Source organism: Pyxidicoccus trucidator (assembly GCF_010894435.1).
Taxonomy (GTDB): domain Bacteria; phylum Myxococcota; class Myxococcia; order Myxococcales; family Myxococcaceae; genus Myxococcus; species Myxococcus trucidator.
The window spans coordinates 492,670-511,079 of the sequence record NZ_JAAIXZ010000002.1 but is presented as its reverse complement, the minus strand read 5'-3'; the positions used below and the strand labels follow the sequence as shown (position 1 = coordinate 511,079).

Sequence of the window (18,410 nt, the reverse complement as noted above, 5' to 3'; positions counted from 1 at the left end):
AAGCAGGCCAGGAGGACCGGAGCGCTTCGGAGCCAGCCCAAGAGGAGCGGTCTATCTGTCTCACTCTTCGATGTGCCGCCAGTGGAGCCGACGACCTGAACGCCAATCATCGAACGTGACGTACTCATCGCCTTCTCGATTGACCCAGAGCCGACGCTCGGTTGCCCCCCTCAACCGAGCCTCATCCACCACGGGATAGAGCTGAAGGAACTCAAGTCGCATGAACCGACTGCTCGTCGCGTCCTCTCTCAGATAGGGGAGGATTCCGACCTTGCCGTGGTGCCCGTCTGCGTAGCCCAGCTCCCACGGAATCCAGAAGGACTCGTCCGTGTGCTCGGAGGTAGCCAGCAGGAGGCAATCGCGGTTCCGGATTCGCAGGCGAAGACGCTCCGCCGTCCTGCCGGAAACCGATAGCCGGCTCAGCTCCGCATCATCTTCGACCCAATCGACGTAGACCTTGTAGCCGAACGACTCGAGCCTGCGCTTGATGCGCAGGATGGCCTCCTGGTCGCTGTAGCTATGAGAGAGGAAGATGTCGAAAGCCTCGTCCTCCGGAGCTTGCGCTTCCTTGATGAGGAGGTCCGCGCAAACGTCTGACGCGAGCTTTATCCCGTGCTTCCGAAGAGCGTGCTCATTGCCAAGGGCGCGCGCCTCGGACAGCCGCAGCGGCAGCCGCGTCACGTTCAGGGGGCTGAAAGCGGGAAGGCGCATCGGTAGATCCCGGGATGGCGGCTCAGCGACGCGTCCCGGTGTTCCTGGGCCATTGTCCCTCGAGCCACGCGTAGGCCCTGTCGAGCTCCGCGCTGATGCTGCCGAAGTCCCAGTAGATGACCGGGATGCCGCGCATGCAGTCCGGAATGCGACCTGGCGAGTCCCGGCGGATCTGCATCCCGAAGATGGGGAGACTCAGCTTCCGGGCGCACTCCACCTCCCAGATGGCACCAGGCGCCAGGTACGTTTCCTCGCCGATGAGCAGGACCAGCAACTCGCTGTTCTGGATCAACCGGCGGACGTGCTTCTTCCAGGTCGCATCATCGAGATCCTGCCGGAGGGAGTTGTCCTCGAACGTCCACGGCGTCGCGGAAAAGAGGCTCTGACGGACGAGGAAGTCCCGGGCCCACATGTCCTCGGAGGCAAAGCTGACGAACGCACGCAACATTCGGCACCTCCATGCCGCCCGGCAGGTCTGGGCGGTTGTGTTGGATGCCGAGCCTTCTAGGGAAACCACCTCAGCGTGTCCAGCACGAGCCCCGCGGCCCCTGCTGCTCAGTCCTTCTTCGGCATGAGCTTTGGGGTGAGGGACTGGAGCTGCGAGCTGAGGCCGAGGAGCGCCTCGAAGGACGAGCGCGGTGCGTCATGGAGGGGCCTACCGCCTGGGGCCGCGGTGCCGCCCTCCGGATTTCTTCTCCGTCCCAGGCCGGGTCATGCGCCGGAACCTCTCCTCGATTTCAGCCCGAAGCCCGTGGAGCTCACCCGCCTCGTGCTCCGCCGCGTAGCCGCAGTGCGAGAGGATATGACAGGCGCGCCGTACGTCCGCGTACCAGGGCCTCCGCCCCAGTCCGGTCACGTACTGGCGAAAGGCGCTCTTCTCCTCGGGGCGGCTCGCGGTGGCATACCAGTGGCCCAGCGCGATGTTGGCCTCCCGGTCCAGCTCCTCTCCCAGCTCATGGCCGAGTTCCAGCTCGCCGGGGCGGAACCACTGCCGCTGCTCCAACAGGGTGTAGCCCGCCAGCTTCCCGCTCATCACGAGCCAGATGCAGAACCGGTTGAGGAGCCACTCGAGGAAGAAGTACCGCGTCCAGGTCCGCTTCACCCGCCGGGGCCTGTAGTGCATCACCGTGGACTCGCGTGACGACTGGAGGTACCCGAGCAGGATGCCCACGACCTGCCCGGAGTCGCGGCCGGAAAGCCTCACCAGGGTAGCCACCACCGCGTCCGCCAGGCTCTCCGTGAGCCCGGGGTGCCGGGCGTCCAGCACCTCGCAGCCGGACAGGTGGCGGAGCGCGGCGAGCACCTTGCGGACCTCCAGCTCCCGGCCCAGCAGGCACTCGACGATGTAGCGGTAGTAGGCCGTCAGCCCCGCTGCGCCGATAGAAGGCAGAAGGGGATTCAGTGCCTCCAGCCGCCGGGGCATGTCAAGCACGTCAGGGCCGGCCTCGCACATGAAGTACATGAAGGCGAACAGCTCCCGGACACTTCCACTGTGTCCGGGCACAATCCTGCTCTCCCGTGCCAGCCGGGCCTGCACGGCCGTGGCCGCCCTGGGCGCGGCGAACCAGGCTGCGGCGCGGAACTCGGGCGCGGCATCGAAGTGCCACAGCGACTCCATCAGCCCCCGCCGCGTTGCTTCCAATGGCTGCGCGTGGCGGGACAGCAGGAGCAGCAGGAAGCCGAACGTCCCTTCCCGCACGTCCTCCGCATGGAGCTGGTCGAACCAGCCGCGCACGAAGCGCAGTGCCTCCTCTTCCCCGCTCCCGGCGAGCTCCGGGCTGAGCCGGAGCTGCCGGGCCAGCTGCAGCTCCCAGAAGGTCTCCGTCCGCAGGCGGAGCCTGTTCACCGGGAGGCCCGGCGGGTCTCCGCTGGCCGCCGTGGACTCCTCGAGGAGGTTGGCCTGGATGAGTACCTCCAGGGTGTGCTTCACCAGGGCCGGGTCCGCCAGCGAGTGCATGTCCCTGGCCGCTTCGGCGATGCGCCTCTCCAGCAGCGGGCGCACGAGTTCCAGCCTGCCGGCCAGGGCCATGACGCTCGCGGTCAGGTGCACCGCGCCCTCCAGCAGCTCCCGCGCCGGCACGTCCGGGGCGATGCAGCGCTTCCGCTCCTCCAGCAGCCGCTCCAGGCTGGACTGGTAGCGGCTCCAGAATGCCTCGACGAACTCGATGAAGCTGACGTTGAGCAGGTCCTTGAGTTGCAGGTCCGGCAGGCTCAGCGCCGTCCAGGCGATGAAGGGCTCGTGCAGGAGTGGGGGGACCTGCTGGACGCGGCCCTCGCGAATCTCGTCCAGGAACCAGAGCTGCTCCCGCGTGGCGCCGCGTCTGTCCGACAGCAGGTGGCTGTGGAGTATCTGCAAGCCCACTCGCTCCCGCGTGTTGAGTTCGTCCAGGCTCAGCCAGCCGCCCACGTGGGGAAGCGCTTCCTGGAAGAATGAGGTCCGCACACTCCACGCGTCATGAGAGAGCCAGGCGTCCGCCCTGGACGTAGAGGCTGCCAGCCGCGACATGAAGCCGTACTGCCACCAGTCCTGGGCGAGCGGCCCTGTGATGAGCTTCTCCAGGTGGGAGCTCTGGATGGCGAGGAGCCAGTCCACGCGGCGCAGACGGGTGTGGTCCTTGATGAGGTTCAGCAGCGCGTCCAGGAGGCCCGGCTGCTCGCGCATCCAGGTGTGCAGGTCATCGATGGCGATGACCAGCCTGCGCATGGGGGGCGGGGGCGGAGAGCCCTCCGGCTCGTACTCGCCCGCCAGGAAGCGATCCACCTCGTCCAGGTCCCTCCAGGCCACCCCGGTGTGCGCCCGGAGGGCGTCCATGATGGAGGGTAGCAGCCGCTCGATGGAGCCTCCCGGGCCCACAGGCACTACGAGCGGCGCCTCCTCCCACGAGGCCAGCCTGGCCAGCGCGGCCTCGATGAAGTGCGTCTTGCCCGCGCCCTGCTTGCCAGCGACGAGGAAGCACCGGCCATAGGTGGGCGACTCCACCTGCCTCTGAAGCCCCTGCAGCTCCCTGCGCAGCTGCTTCGCTGCCTGGAGCTTCTCCTTCACGCCCTTGCTGGCCGCACGCGGACGGGCCGGGCCCAGGGCCCGCTCCTTCGACTCGATGAGCTGGTGGAGCTGCCCCAACTCCTGGCGGGAGACGAGCAGGGCCAGGCGTTCCCGTATCTCATTGCAGTTGCGGCGCAGGTCCACCGCCAGGCATCGCTCCGCCAGGGCCCTCAGGCCCAGGGTGGAAGCGGCCTGCTGGATGGAGCGGAGCTGGTGGCCCACCACCTCATGCCAGCCCTCGGCCTGGAGGAAGCCACTCCAGTGGAACATCAGCGGGTGCCAGGAATTGCCCACGCCCTCCTCCTCCCGTCGCTGCCAGTCGGCGAGGTGCTTCCAGATTTCCCGCAGCTGCGGGCTCTCCCTCCGCGTCGGTCCCGTCCAGTGGCGGACCCAGGCCTCCCGCACCTCGGCGTGGGTGACGCCCAGGGGCGCGCCGGACTCGAGCCTGCGGATGTCACGGAGAACCTGGCTCCTCAGTTCGGCCCATGCCTCGGGGCCGGAGCCGTGCTTCGAAAAGTCCATCCTCACCAGGTGCCGGTCAATCTTCTCTCGGAAGCGGCGCTGCGCCTGCTGCTTCTCCTCGGGCTCGGGGGGCGGGGCGCCAGCGTCTTCCCCAAGGAAGTAGCAGAGGCGGCGCTTGCGGCCCCGGGTGGCAGTGTCGAACTCGTATTCGGTGAAGGACTCGCTTCCGCCCGGGCGGAGGCTGCCGTAACGGGAGCCGTAGATGCCCACCAGGACGTCGCACCCCTCCACGGAGAAGTGGACGGCGGGCCCCGGAGCGGCGGCCAGGGCGCCATCCCTGTCCATCATCAGCGGCTGGTGGCCGAGGTCCCGGAGCTCGCGGGTCAACTCCTGCCGCAGGGCCGTTAGCGCAGCGGACTCCCACGTGGAGCTGATGAATATCTTGAAAGACTGAGGCATGGCCCCCCCTAATCAAGGTCAGCACGGGAAGGATACCACCGGTCACATGAGCCGCCTGGCGGAATGAGCATTCCTTCCATCCATCGGCGCCGGGGACTGGCGACGCGAGCGAATCAGGCGGCCCGAGACTGCGCCAGGAGCCGGTGGATAGCCTCTTCCAACTCGCGGCGTACCTGCCTCGTCAGGGCCCGGCGGAAGATGGGCAGTGTGTAGAGGAGCGGAACGAGCCAGAGCAGCCCTCCGCCGATGGCGGCAAGCCGGTGCTCCCATGAGGACCATCCAACCTGGGCCAGAGCGGGTGACGAGAGGCTCACCTCGGCGGCTGGATTCATCCACGCGCGCATTCCACCGCTCAGGAAGGCAGCTGCCTCCGGCAGGAACAGGGTGAAGGCCATCACGGTCAGCAGGAATGAGGCGCTGAGGACAACCTTGGGGAGTGCCGCACGCAGGCTGCGCTCGTAGGTGAGAATCCTGGCTCCGCCGAGGGCGTCCTGAAGCCCCGGCATGTCCCTGTCCAGGCCGGCGGATTCCGAGCCTGCCTCCTGGATGAAGAGGGTCTTCGAGAGGGCCTTCTGGCGGATGATGATTCCCAGCTCGTCATCGATGGCTGGCGAGACGTCGCTGACGTCGATGAGGACTACCCGCGCGCGCGACACAAGCTCCTCGACCTGGGCCTTCCACTGCGCATCTCCGCTCAGGAAGCAGGGAAGGCTGGCCAGGGGGCTTCGGAGCTTGAGGCCGCTGAGGCCCAGCAGGACCGGGTCCCAATCACTCGCCTGGCTCGCCGGTGGCGTCAGGGCCACCACCGGGATTCCGGGTGGCACGCTCCGCAGCACGGAGCCGAGCACCACCCGGTCCGCGAACGAGGAAAAGCGCCGCAGGAAGACCACAGACGGGCGCTCGCGAAGGAATGCGGGGCGTACATGCAGCCCGAGGAACAGCAGCATCGACAGGAGCCCCGTGCCCGCCATGCCGAGCAACGGGATGAAACCCACACCCAGGACATCGCCCTGGAGGACATAACCGGAAGCGAGGCCTCCATAGAAGAGCGCGAAGTACAGGAAGCCCAGCCCCGCAGCGGCAATGCACCCTCTTCGCGGACGCCCGTCGATACGGACAGGAAACGCTCTGAGCAGCATGCGCAGCGGAGGGAGGGCGGCGTAGAAGCATAAGAGGGGAATCACTCCCAACGCCAAGACGGCCCGGACCGGCCAGCGCTCCAGCAGCCCGTACGCGTGCAATGCCCTCGTGAAGAAAGAGCTGACAATTAGCGCCGCCCAGGCAGAGTAGACCCACACCAGCCCCACCGGGAACGGCGCTACGAAGGCCGCGGCTCTCATGAGGTGTCCCCCTCTCGTGCCGGCCTCATGGCCGCTGTGAAGCGATACCGGCTACGCGCCGCCGGTTGCCGCGGCAATTCTATCCGCCACCTCCTCCTGGAGGAAGTGGACCGCCTGCGCCTCCGTGACGCGGGCTTGTGGGCACCGTGAAGGCGTGGGGCTCAACACCGCGCCTGCTGGGGTGGCCCCGCGCAGCAGCCTGACCCCATCCAGTCGCGGCGTCCGCGCCTTCTTCCGTTCCGTCTTCACCGCTGCCTCATGCGGAAGGCTCGCCTCTTGCCGCTTCGGCTACGCCCCACTGCCCCCCCTGGGGAGCACACCACGTCCCAAGCCTCGAAGAGGAGCGCTTCTCACACCTCGTCCGTGCCCCCTCCCCTCTCACTCAGCCAGGGCCGACGACCTGTGATGCCGAAGAGCAAATGTTCTATTGGGTCCGGCTCTGACTTACGGAGGTCGACCCCATGTATGCCGTCCAAGAAGGGAGGCTGCTGCGCGACCCCGTCATAACCCTCAAGGATGACGGGAATGATGGGACACTTTCTTTCGACATGCTGCTGAAGGAATGATGCCTGCTCCATGTTCTGCCATGGGCCGAACCCGTGATTTCCGATGCACACAAGGACGGAGCGCGCTGATTTGAGCTGCTGAGCCAACTGGTTCTGCCAGGAGAAGCCAGGGCGAAGTTCCTGTTCGTCGAGCCAGACGGACAGCCCCTGGGAGCGAAGCATTGCCGCCAGGTTACGTACCGCCGGTTTGTCCCTGCTGTTGTGACAGAGGAACGTGTCGAAGGTAGGCAGCGGGGCGCTGGCCCCCAGTTCCCGGGAGAATGCCTGCGCAAGGGTCAACAGGGCAGAGACCTCCTGCTGGTGTTCCTCCACGTCCCGCAGGCGTGAGTCTCGCGCGGCGGCACCCGCATGGAACTCCGCAATCTCCCTCTGGATCGTCTGGATGAAGCTCTTCGAGTACAGCTCGAGCTGTTCTTGCGCCTTCCCTACAGTCCGCCCCGTGGCGACCCGGATGACTCGACGGGCCGTCGTCACCGACACCTCGGTCATGTCGTCGATACTCTTATCCCAGAGTTCCTGCATGGCTCGCGCGGAGATTGCATGGACCTCGCGGACTCTTTGGCGCACGACCTCGCGGTACGAGTATTCGTCCTTTCCGCACAAGCCCCCGCGTTTGGAGACGTATCGCTGTGAGGTCTTGTATTTCTGGATCTGGTATCCCTTACGGATGAATGAATCGACACGCTGCTCCAGTTCCTCCTGAAACTCATCGAGCGAGAGCATGGGCAGGTCGATGGGCACGGGAACGAGTGAGATGTCGAAGGCGTCTCCCACCTTTTGCTCGATGCGCCGGGCCAGAGGCTCGATCTTCCGCTGGAGCCTTTGCAGGAGCTCGCGCTGTTTCTCATGCGCCTCCAGCTTGAGTTCATCTTGGAAGAGGTTGAATTGAAGCCGTATGAAATGGAGGAGCCGTTCGGTAACCTCCAGGGCCTTTTGCCGTGCGGCCTCGGGATCGGTGGCCACCCCGAGGACCAGCGCTCGCACATCCTGGAGGAGTTGCTTGAACCGCTTGGGAAGGTTGAGCCCGGCGCCCCTGTCCGCCGCCTCGTCGAATGCGGTCTGGATTATCGGCCGGATCGTCTCTTTGAAGTTGTCGAACCGCGCCCGGACCCACCTCTCAAGGGTCTTCTCGAACTGCTTCGCTTCATTACGGGCGCCTTGAAGATCGGCCGAGATCTCGGCCAGGTCTCCTTTCAGGCCTTCGAGTCGGCGAGTCAGGTCGGTGTGACTCTTCTTGAGCGCGGCAGAAGCCGTTCGCAAGATGTTGCTGAAGGTCGTGAGGTGCTGCTGCTGCTCATCGAGGATTCTCTGCAACAGGAGCCGTCCGCGATGCTGGTAGATGAACGAAAGGATCTCGGTCTCCAGGCGCTGGAGCCCACTCTCCTCGAGTAGCTCCGGTGCGACCTCGCGGCACTGCTCAAGGGTCGTGTTCTGCCCACGCTTCCCGAACATGATCTTCCGGAAGTCTCCCAGTCCTTCGGGGGACGCTGCTCCCCGCGCGACAAGACGAGCGAGCAGGGCTTGCTCGGCGGAGACAGGGAGAATGCGTGAAGCCTCGACTCCCAGCTCTGGCCACTGCTGCCGCAACAGCTTCGCCACGTAGTCCTGGGTTTCCTCGGGCGTTAGCCCGTGTCGGTTCTGCAGGTCGACTTTGTTGATCACGAAGAACAGCCGCTCCGAGCACCGCTTGCGGAGATCGGGCCGCATGTCGCTCAGAAGTTTGAAGAGTTGCTGCTCGTCGGTCGACTTCAGCTTCGTGTAGTCCAGTACGTAGACGATGACATCCACGTCACCAAGGACACGCTCGACCATGGTGCGCATGGCATCCGTGCCTGCTTCGTTGGGCCCTGGCGTATCGAGAATCTCGAACCGCTGCTCGTCCATGGCGCGCGTGGACAAGGCATCCAGCGGAGCCTCCAAGACAAGTTCATCCCTGCGAGGCAGTCCATCCAACTCCCGGCTCTGCTGGTTGAGTTGCTTCAGGTATGCCCTGATGGAGGAGGAACCCTCCGCGGCAACCTGCTCCCCCTCGAAGAGCCGACCCGGGATTGCCTGCGCTGTGTGGCGGATACGCACGATTCGAGCGGTCTCGGGTGGGTTCGACGCCGGCAGGTACTCCTCGCCCAACCAGCAGTTGATCAAGGTCGACTTCCCGGACTTCACCAGAGCCAACACTCCAATCTGGAAGGTCTGCTCCTTCCACTTATGCTGCGCAAGTTGGAGCTTTCTGGTGAGGTCTTGAAGAAGCAGGTTCTCGGTATCGTGTTTCCGCTCGCGCTCGAGTACCTTTGCGAAGCGCTCGAGCAAGTCGCCGACCTGCGTCCGCATCTGCACGAACTCAAGCTGCAATGAACCCGCCCTGCCAGCTGACTGCTCGGCCATGGACCCTCCCTCCCACAGAGAAGAGCCGAGCATAACCATTGGACCGGCCGGCGTATCTGGAGAAGCGGGGGGGTGACAAAGGACTCCATCATCCAGCCCATGCGCCGCATGGCAGCCCCCTCCTGACGAGGACTGCTGTAACGTCTTCACCAGCGACAGCGGCCGGGATGAATGGGCCCACGGTACACGGGTATCCCAACTCCGCGCCCGTCTCACCGTCCTGACCAACCGTGACCATTCCGAAGGAGGACAGCCGGACCAGCTCATGGGTAGGGGGATGCCATGGAAGCCAGCGTGGCGGTCCGTGCAATGGCGCGCAGACATTGAAGAGTCGCTTCTCCTACGATTGTCATTTCCACTCGTTCGGTCCATCGTTCGAGGGCTGCTGGAATCAGCCGCTGCGCCGAAGCGCCGAAAGGAGCAGGAACCGATGCCAATGTCTCGATGGGGCCATCTGGAAGCAAGGTTCGGGGGTGCACCGCGTCCGAGGAAGATCCTCTCGCTCGACGGAGGTGGCATTCGCGGCGTGCTCACGCTGGAGGTGCTCATCCGGATGGAAGCGTTGCTAGCAAAGGCGACTGGAGCGGGCGCGGCATTCCGCCTGTGCGACTTCTTCGACTACATCGGAGGAACGAGCACCGGGGCTATCATCGCCGCGGGGCTGGCGAGGGGCATGAGCGCCCGGGAGCTGCTCGAGTTCTACAAGCAGACCGGCCCAGCCATGTTCGACAAGTCGTTCATCCTGTTCCGACTGCGCAACCTGTACGAGTCGAAGCCCCTGGCGAAAGAACTGCAGAAGCAATTCGGTGAGCACACGAATCTTCTCCCTGAGAACCTGCGCTGCCTGCTGCTCGTCGTCGCCCGCAACGTCACGACTGATTCGCCGTGGCCCATCAGCAGCAACCCCGATGGGAAGTACAACGACCCTGCCCGTCCTGACTGCAACCTCATGATCCCGCTCTGGCAGCTGGTCAGAGCCAGCACCGCCGCCCCCATCTATTTCGCGCCCGAGGTGCTGCAATGGGACAAGGACCACCCGGCGAAGACCTTCGTCTTCATGGACGGCGGACTGACTCCCTACAACAACCCGGCCTTCCTCCTGGTGCGCATGGCGACCCAGGAGCCCTACAACCTGAACTGGCGAAAGGGTGAGAAGAACCTGCTGGTGGTCTCCGTCGGCACGGGTGCGGCGCCTCAGCTCGATGCCGACGTCTACTCGCCGGGCAAGAATGCCCTGTCGAACCTCTCCACCCTTCCCTCCGCACTGATGTACGGAGCCTCGGTCGACCAGGACATCAACTGTCGGACCCAGGGGCGCTGCGTCTACGGAGAGCCCATCGATCGTGAGCTGGGAGATCTGATTCCGCGCGACGAAGCCGGGAATGCGATTCCCCTCACCCAGGACCTGGGGCGCGAGTTCCTCTACGCCCGCTACAACGTCGAGCTTTCCAGCAAGCCACTCAATGCCTGGGGGCTCGGTGACATCGACCCCAGCAAGGTCGGGAAGCTGGACTCGGTCGCAGCCATCGACGACCTCTGCCGTATCGGTCAACGGCTGGCGCAGGAGGTCAAGCTCGAACACTTCGGAACCTTCGTCGGACCTGGGGGCCCTTGATGCGTTCGTTCATCATCCGCCCCTTCGGTGAGAAGAATGGCATCGACTTCGACCTGATCGAGCGGGACCTGATTGCCCCCGCGCTGAAGGCGGCGGGCTTCACCGGCGGGACGACCATCGACATTCTACGGGCGGGCAACATCCGCACGGACATGTTCCAGCGCCTGCTGACCGCCGACCTGGTCGTCGCCGAGCTCTCCATCCACAACGCCAACGTCTTCTACGAGCTCGGCATCCGCCATGCACTACGCGACAAGCGGACGTTCATGTTGCGCGCCAACATGGACAAGTTCCCCTTCGACCTGCAGACGGACCGCTACTTCGCCTATGACCACACCCGGCTCGCGGACAGCCTGCCGTTGCTGACCGAGGCACTCCGTCAGACGAAGGCTTCGGAGGTCCAGGACAGTCCCGCCTTCAAGGCGCTGCCCAGGCTCGAAGCGCAGGACCGCTCCCACTTCCTGGCGGTGCCGCCTGACTTCCGCGAGGAAGTCGAGCGTGCCGTCGCGGACAAACAGGTGGGCGACCTCGAGCTGCTCGGGTCGGAGGTGCATGGGTTCGAATGGGAGAGCGAGGGCCTGCGCGTGGTCGGCCGCGCCCTGTTCGATTTGAAAGCCTTCGATGGCGCAAGTGTCATGTGGGAGGCCGTCAGGAATCTCGATCAGATGGACCTGCAGGCCAACCTCCTGCTCGGCACCATCTACCAGCGGCTGGGTGACCTGACGCGCTCCATGCAGGCGCTGAATCGTGCACTCAGCCGCGACGGAGTGGACCGGAGCAGCCGAGCCGAGGCGTACGCACTGATGGGGCGTAGTGCCAAGACCCTCTGGAAGAAGGAATGGCGGCAGGCACCGAGCGACAAGCGCCGCCAGCAGGCCTTGCGCTCCCCGCAGCTCGACGAGTCACTCAAGGCCTACGCGGGGGCCTTCGATGAAGACCTGAACCACTACTACTCAGGCCTCAATGCCTGCGCCATGCTGAACATCCAGCTTGAGCTGGCACAGGCCCATCCTGAGACGTGGGCCGAGCGCTTCGAGGATGAGCACGAGGCGGAACGCGAGCTGTCCTCGCGGAAGCTCCGCCTCGAGAAACTCCTGGCGGCGGTCGAACTCTCGCTGGGAGCCACGCTCAAGCAGCTCAAGCGGGAGCAGAAGACGGACGTCTGGGGGCGGATCAGCGAGGCCGACCTCTGCGCCCTGATCTCCAAGAAACCCTCCAGGGTCGCCAGTACCTATGCAAGCGCACTTGCAGCAGCACCGGAGTTCGCCGCGGACTCCGTGAGGGACCAGCTCGAACTCTATGCGGAACTGAAAATCCTGGAGGGAAACGCCAAGGCCGCCCTAGAGGCCCTGCCTGCCAGCAGGAAATCAGAAGGGCCCGCGAAGACAGGACGTGTGCTCCTCTTCACGGGGCATGTCATCGACGCGCCTGGACGCGAGCATCCGCGCTTCCCACCCGATAGGGAAGGAGCGGCGCGGCAACGGCTCCGTCAAGAAATCGAGGGCGAGCTGAGGTTGCCAGGTGGCATTGCCTACGGGATTGCTGGCGGCGCGAGTGGCGGCGACATCCTCTTCCACGAAGCCTGCGAGGAGTTGGGCATCCCCACCCGACTCTACCTCGCGCTCCCCAGGGAGCAATTCATCGAGGAGTCGGTTCAGCCCGCTGGCCCGCATTGGGTGGAGCGCTTCAACCAGCTATACCGAAAGCTTCCCAGGCGGGAGCTCGGCGAGTCGAAGGAGCTGCCGCGATGGTTGCGGGAAAAGCCCGACTACGGCATCTGGCAGCGCAACAACCTCTGGGAGCTGCACAACGCCCTGGCCGCGGGGAGCACGAATGTAACGCTCATCGCCTTGTGGAATCGCAAGAAGGGGGATGGGCCGGGCGGCACGGAGGACATGGTGGAGGTGGCAGAGGCACGCGGTGCGAAGACAATCATCATCGACACGAGCACGCTCTAATCCCCGCGCTCACTCCGCCACGATGATTGCCGTTTTCCGCCATCGACGCGCTCCTGGTCCTCGCACTGACGTTCGAGCAGGTTTAAGCGCGCCTGGGAGGCAGGCCCCCCTTGAGATTGAGGAAGCGCTCCCTTCCCCTTCCCTACGACGCGGCCTTCTGCTCCGCCGCGCCGGCCAGCGCCGTCGCGACCGCGAGGGTGCGCACGTCCCGCGCGAAAGCGGAGAGGATGGGAGGCAGCGCTCCTCGCGCGACGTCCGCCGGGTCGAACACTGTCGCCCAGAACTGCTTGCCATCCCCGATGGCCATGCGTGCCATGAAGGCCGCCTCCCCGAGCGTCTCTTCCTTCAGCGCCCGCTCGCCCTGGAAGGGGCTCAGCGCGAGGATGCGGTAGAGGTCGATGAGCCCATCGAGCCGGGCAGACAGCGTCTGGACCAGCTTCCGGCTGTCCGATTGCGCAATCATGTACGTCGTGCCCTGTCCGCCCCCTTCGGGAGGTACCGAAATCATGGCCACCTCCTTCGTATCCACGAGGACGTTGAAGCCAGAGGCGGGCTGGGTTGCCTTGTCCATGAGAGTGAAGTGCAGCAAGGGCGCGCGTTCTCCCTCCGCCTTGATGCCTTCCGGAACCAGCTGCATGCCCAGCGCACGCATGTCCAGCAGGAGCTCCAGGAGACCCGCCGGAAGCCCCTGCTGCATCAGCGCCTCCGCGTCGAACATGTCCGCCCAGCGTCTGCCGTCCTCGAACAGGGCGCGGATGTGGATGGAGGGCGTGTGCAGGGTGTGGGGCTGGAAGGCGTCCTGGGAGCGCCGGGTCGGGAGGTCAGGCAGGCCGGCCGCGATGGTGCGTTCCGCGAGGTGGTCGAAGAGCGGCCCCGTGTTGCTCCCGTCCTCGTCCAGCCCCTGCTCCACTCCCACGAGTCTGTCGGGCGCATAGGGGTGGAAGACGAAGACGAGCCGCCGGCCGAGCGTGGCGACGAAGTGGAACCGATGCACGTTGTCGATGATGTGCAGCGAGGTGAGCCTGGGCCTGTTGACGGAAGGAACGGCCGGGCTCCGGGTGTCCTGCAGGGCCGCGGTCCACGCGAGCGCCTCCGCCGGGTCCGCCTCGTCCGAGCCCGGCAGGGACCGGGGCGGTGGAGGGGAACGGTCGGCCATGGAGGACGCGCTCCCGCCGAGTGAGAGCGTGTCGCTGGTACCGCGCCTGTTGCCGGACATCACGAACACGGCCACGCCCGCGGCCACCGCTGCCAGGACAAGAATCAGCACCATCTTGCGTTCCCCCTCGAAAGGAGCCCAGCCTCACAACGGGCGAGGCGCGATGTCAAATCACCCGCGCCCTTTTCCGGACGAGAGCCTGCGGACCGCCTGGCGCACGCGTTCGAAGCACGCCTGGATGTTCTTGCTAATCTCCGTCCCTCCCAAGCTCGAGAGAGGGGGACCATCGCGATGACTCCTGAGCAGGCGACAGTTCTGGAACACCTCTGGGCGAATGTCCGCGAGCGTGACGACTGGCCCCAGCGAGGGCGGCTGGAACTCCGGCTCCAGCAGCAGGGAATACAGCTCGATACCCTCGCGGAGAGCACTTCGTGGCTGACAGTCACCGGCAGTAGCGTGAGCACGACCTTCGAATCGTTGCTCATGTTGCCCCAGGTACGGGCTGTCCTGGCGCCGCTTCCTGACCTGATGCGGTTGCTCGCCCAGCGCTTCATCGAGCACCCGGACCTCGGCGACGACTCGAAGAATCCCGAGGCACAGGTGACGAGCACGGAGTTCCTGGCGCTCTGGGGGAACGATGAGCACGCGAGATGGGCGGCGCGGCTTCTCACCCGCTTCGCCCGCTGGATTCTGTTACCGGTGGGAACCCTCCCCGAAAGCAACTCGTATCTTCAAGCCACCCTGGCGAGCGTCAAGTACGAGCACGTGCTGTCGCTCGACGACTACCTGCGGCTCTCCCAGCCCGTGCATCACGGCCGGGTGAAGCGGAACCCACGAGGGCCGCACCTTGCGCTCCTGCGGACGGTATACGCCTCGCTCCGCGAGATGGGCACGTGGCCCAGGCTGGTCCCCTTCACCCTCCAGCACCGAGGCACGCTGGGTTTCATTCCCAGCCTCGTGGATGAGCTGACCCCTGCCTTCATCCGCGAGTCCCGCGGTGGCTACAAGCAGCCCCGCCGAATCATCCTGGCGGCACATGCGCTGCCATTCGTGGAGGATGAAGAGGGCCTTGCCCTGGCGGTCCGCTTCGTCCGAACCGTGGCGGAGCTCTGGTTCGACGCCGCCCCTGGACCGGGGACGAGCTTCACCATCGAGCAGATCGCCGCCCGGATGCAGCGCCCCGTCGAAAAGGTGCTGCCCCTGGCCCGAATGCTCGAACACCAGCCCTGGGGTTCGGGAGACGCCGGGCTCCTCGAAGACAGCGGCTGGAGAGTCCACGTCGCGCAGGACGCCATCTGGCGTTTCAAGGAACTGCAAAGCTGGGAGCAGTACGTCACCGTTCGCGACAAGGAGTTCTCCAACTTCGCGATGCCGCCAGAGGACCCATTCCCCTCCGACGACATGACGCGGGCTCCGACGCCGTGGCACGCCTCGAAAGCCGCGGTCCAGCGAGCGGTAGACTCGGTGTTGCGCTCCGCGACGGCATCACCGCCCACCCGCCAGACTCCCAGGCGCACTCCGCGCGGCAAGAAAGCAGGGGGCTCCGCGGTGAAGCGCGGGCCACTCCACCTCCGGGTGTTCCTCTCTTCTCCCGGTGACGTGACAGATGAACGGCGCATGGCACGCGAAGTGGTGGACCGGCTCCAGAAGGAGCCCTTGCTGCGAGGCAGGGTCACGCTGGAGCTGGTCGCCTGGGATGACCCCAATGCACCCACGCCGATGGAAGCGGGAGAGACACCCCAGCGCACGGTCAACCGGTATTCGCCCAGGCCCTCGGAATGTGACCTCACGCTCGTCATCCTCTGGAGCCGCCTGGGCACCCCGCTGCCAGAGCAGGACGCGCGTCCCGATGGCACCCGGTACGCGTCTGGAACGGAGTGGGAGTTCGAGGATGCGCAGCGCGCGAAGAAGACGGTGTTCGTCTATCACCGCACCTACAAGCCGCAGCTCGACATCGACGACCCAGACTTCGACGTGAAGCGCGCGCAGTACGCGGCGGTAAAGAAGTTCCTGGGCCGCTTCACGGCCCCGGACGGCTCACTACGGGGTGGCTACAACGCCTATCCCGAGCCCGAGGCGTTCAGCGCCCTCCTCAAGAAGAACCTTGAGAGCTTCCTGCGCCAGCGCTTGGATGACGGCGGTCAGGAGGCCCCGCGGCCGCCCCCCGAGCCCTCATGGCGACAGGAGCTCACCGTGTACCAGCGAGAGGCCCTCAAGCGCTATCAACGGCTGGACCTGGAAGGGCTCACCCCGCCGGAACGGGAGGAATACCTCCAGATCCAGCTCCGCTCCGTCTTCGTGGAGGCTGGAGTCCGGGAGAACGCGCCCCCGCTCGACATCCCCAAGGAGGTGCTCCAGCGCTTGAGCAACGAGGGAGAACTGCACCCGGACGACCTGCCCCGCGAGGTCCCCCTGGAGGAGGTCCGGCGCGTCAGCGAGGTCTACTACGAGCAGCCTCCCATCCCGGTGTTCGACGCCCTGGCGCGGGCCGTCAACGAGCAGGTCATCCTCCTGGGGGACCCTGGCTCCGGCAAGTCCACCCTCGCCCGCTACATCCTCCTGTCGCTCGTGGACGAGCAGGGCGACGAGCGGGTGCGGAAGGCCTACGAGAGATTCATCCCCCTCCTCATCGAGCTGCGGAGCTACGTGGCGCTGCGCCAGCCCACGGGCCCCTGTGCCACGCTCTTCGACTACATTGAGCGGCTGAAGACCATGGAGGGCTACTACCCGTCCACCCAGGCACTGCGCTCCTACCTGAAGGAAGAGGGCCGAGTGCTGTTCATCTTCGACGGCCTGGATGAAGTGTTCCAGCCCGAGGAGCGCGATGAGGTGGCGCGGGAGATTGCTGGCCTCGGGGTCCAGTATCCCCAGGCCCGAGTCCTGGTGACGAGCCGGCACGTAGGCTACCGGCGGAAGATCCTCACCGATGCGGGCTTCCGCCACTACTCACTTCAAGACCTGTCCCCGCAGCAGACCCGGGAGTTCCTCGATGCGTGGTTCTCAAGAGCCATGTACGACCGGTCGCAGGAGGCCGCCGAGCGCACCCAGCGGCTCGCCGAGGCACTCGAAGCGTCTCCGTCCATCCGCGCCCTCTCCGGCAATCCCCTGCTGCTCACCATCCTGGCCATCATCGGCAAGAACCAGGAGCTGCCCCGAGAGCGCTGGAAGCTCTACGAGCATGCGGCGACGGTGCTCATCCAGCACTGGGACGTGAACCGGCTCCTGAGGAACCAGCAACTGCATGTGAGGTACATCGACGCGGACGACAAGAAGGAGATGCTGCGGAGGCTCGCGTACAAGATGCAGGCCAGTCGCGGGCTCGCCGGGAACTACATCCACAAGCAGGACCTGCTGAACGAGTTCGAGGACTACGTCCAGACGCGGTACGGCGCGGTGCCCACGGAGGCAACCCCGGTGGCACGGGCCATCATCCAGCAGCTCCACGAACGCAACTTCATCATCTCGCCCTTCGGAGCGGGGCTCTATGGCTTCGTCCACCGGGGCTTCCTGGAGTACTTCTGCGCGGCCTCGCTCACGCACAAGTTCGAGAAGACGCGGAAGCTCGACCCGGAGCAGCTCAAGCGCGAGGTGTATGGGCAGCACTGGAGCGACCAGTCCTGGCACGAGGTCCTGCGGCTCATCGCGGGCGTCATCGACCCGTCCTTCACCGCGAACATCATCGAGTACCTCTGCGCCGAGTGTGGCGACGCCTCGGCGGAGCGCACAAAGGGCCGGCCGCCGTGGCACCTCGCCCTGGCCCTGCAGTGCCTGCGGGAGGTCAAGCGGCCCGCGGAGATGGCTGTTCCAGCGGCACGCCTGCTCGAAGGCCTGTGCATGGAGTTCGACAAGGACATGGCCTCGGTCCCCATCTTCTACAACTTCATGCAACTGCACGTGGTGCCGCACCTCATGTCGATCGGCACCGCATGGCCCGAGCGTCACCACCTGGCGAGGCTGCTGAAGCAGCGAGCGCCACAGCGGTACTCGTATATCTACGACAAGCTCTTCGGAATCAGCATTGGCGCGCTCGGCAGAGGTGACTCTCAGGTGCATGCCGCGGTGCTGGACTATGCGTCGTCCCACTCGGACCCCCGCCAGCGGGTTCTCGCACCATTCGCCCTTGCGCAGGGTTGGCCAGAAGGAGGCACCTACTCCCGGCTGACACGGCTCGCGCGCTCGGACACGGACGCAAGCGTACGCTACGCGGCCCTCTACGCGTTGGCGGACCACTATCCCCGGCACGAAGGGACAGCAGAATTGCTCCGGGAGATGACCGCACGAGGCCCCCATGCCCTGGACCGGGCATCCGCGGCGAGCGGACTGGCCCGCCAGTTCCGGGCAGACCCGGAGACCTTCCGACTCCTGGCCGAGCGCCTGAGGGAGGAGGAGCACAAGTACCCACGCACCATCGTCGCGCTGGCGCTCGCCGAGTACTTCGCGGACCGGGAAGAGACCCGGGTACTGCTGACCGATGCGGCGGTGAGGGACGAGTCACCGGGCCCGGAGGATGAGCCTCGCGACGCCCCATACCACGTCCGTGAGGCGGCACTGCATGGCCTGGTCCTGCACTGGCCTCACCACTCCGAGACACTCACCCTCCTCGAACAGCGGGCGGCGGTGGACCCCACGCCCTGGCTCAGGGAGTGGGCGGCCCAGGCACTCACCCGGCTGCGCCGTACGTCGCGCGCCCCGGCACGCTGAAGCCGCGCCGGGCTTCC

At 65.7% G+C, this 18,410-nt stretch carries 9 protein-coding genes; 3 read left to right on the top strand and 6 right to left on the bottom strand.

Annotation, left to right across the window (positions count from 1 at the left end):
• Window positions 1-60 precede the first annotated feature (60 nt).
• From G4D85_RS08620 to G4D85_RS08600, 5 genes are all read right to left on the bottom strand, one after another.
• The gene (locus G4D85_RS08620; protein ID WP_164009910.1) at window positions 61-711 is read right to left on the bottom strand and encodes a toll/interleukin-1 receptor domain-containing protein; all 651 of its coding nucleotides are present in this window, start codon (window positions 709-711) and stop codon (window positions 61-63) included.
• 22 nt (window positions 712-733) lie between these two features.
• Window positions 734-1,159: a TIR domain-containing protein gene (locus G4D85_RS08615; protein ID WP_164009907.1), complete on the bottom strand. Its 426-nt coding sequence runs from the start codon at window positions 1,157-1,159 to the stop codon at window positions 734-736.
• A gap of 207 nt (window positions 1,160-1,366) precedes the next feature.
• Entirely contained in the window at window positions 1,367-4,675 is a 3,309-nt protein-coding gene (locus tag G4D85_RS08610; RefSeq protein WP_164009906.1) for a DUF4062 domain-containing protein, read from the bottom strand.
• Window positions 4,676-4,788: 113 nt separating this feature from the next.
• On the bottom strand, window positions 4,789-6,015 hold the full coding sequence (locus tag G4D85_RS08605; RefSeq protein WP_164009904.1) for a hypothetical protein: 1,227 nt from the start codon (window positions 6,013-6,015) through the stop codon (window positions 4,789-4,791).
• 350 nt (window positions 6,016-6,365) lie between these two features.
• The gene (locus tag G4D85_RS08600) at window positions 6,366-8,963 is read right to left on the bottom strand and encodes a TIR domain-containing protein (RefSeq protein ID WP_164009902.1); all 2,598 of its coding nucleotides are present in this window, start codon (window positions 8,961-8,963) and stop codon (window positions 6,366-6,368) included.
• Between the two features lie 265 nt (window positions 8,964-9,228).
• Between G4D85_RS08600 and G4D85_RS08595 the strand changes: the two genes are divergently transcribed.
• Together G4D85_RS08595 and G4D85_RS08590 are read left to right on the top strand one after the other, a co-directional pair.
• Entirely contained in the window at window positions 9,229-10,578 is a 1,350-nt protein-coding gene (locus G4D85_RS08595) for a patatin-like phospholipase family protein (protein WP_338052883.1), read from the top strand.
• Window positions 10,578-12,536 carry a tetratricopeptide repeat-containing protein gene (locus G4D85_RS08590; RefSeq protein ID WP_164009900.1) on the top strand — a complete coding sequence of 653 codons (1,959 nt, stop codon included), beginning with the start codon at window positions 10,578-10,580 and terminating at the stop codon, window positions 12,534-12,536. The genes G4D85_RS08595 and G4D85_RS08590 overlap by 1 nt, the downstream gene beginning before the upstream one ends.
• Before the next feature lie 142 nt (window positions 12,537-12,678).
• Here G4D85_RS08590 and G4D85_RS08585 read toward each other — a convergent pair whose 3' ends face one another.
• On the bottom strand, window positions 12,679-13,806 hold the full coding sequence (locus tag G4D85_RS08585; protein ID WP_164009898.1) for a hypothetical protein: 1,128 nt from the start codon (window positions 13,804-13,806) through the stop codon (window positions 12,679-12,681).
• A 369-nt stretch (window positions 13,807-14,175) separates the two neighbouring features.
• Here G4D85_RS08585 and G4D85_RS08580 point away from each other — a divergent pair, with 369 nt between their 5' ends.
• Window positions 14,176-18,393 (top strand): NACHT domain-containing protein, encoded by a 4,218-nt coding sequence (locus G4D85_RS08580; RefSeq protein ID WP_205525471.1) that lies wholly within the window; start codon window positions 14,176-14,178, stop codon window positions 18,391-18,393.
• Window positions 18,394-18,410 lie beyond the last annotated feature (17 nt).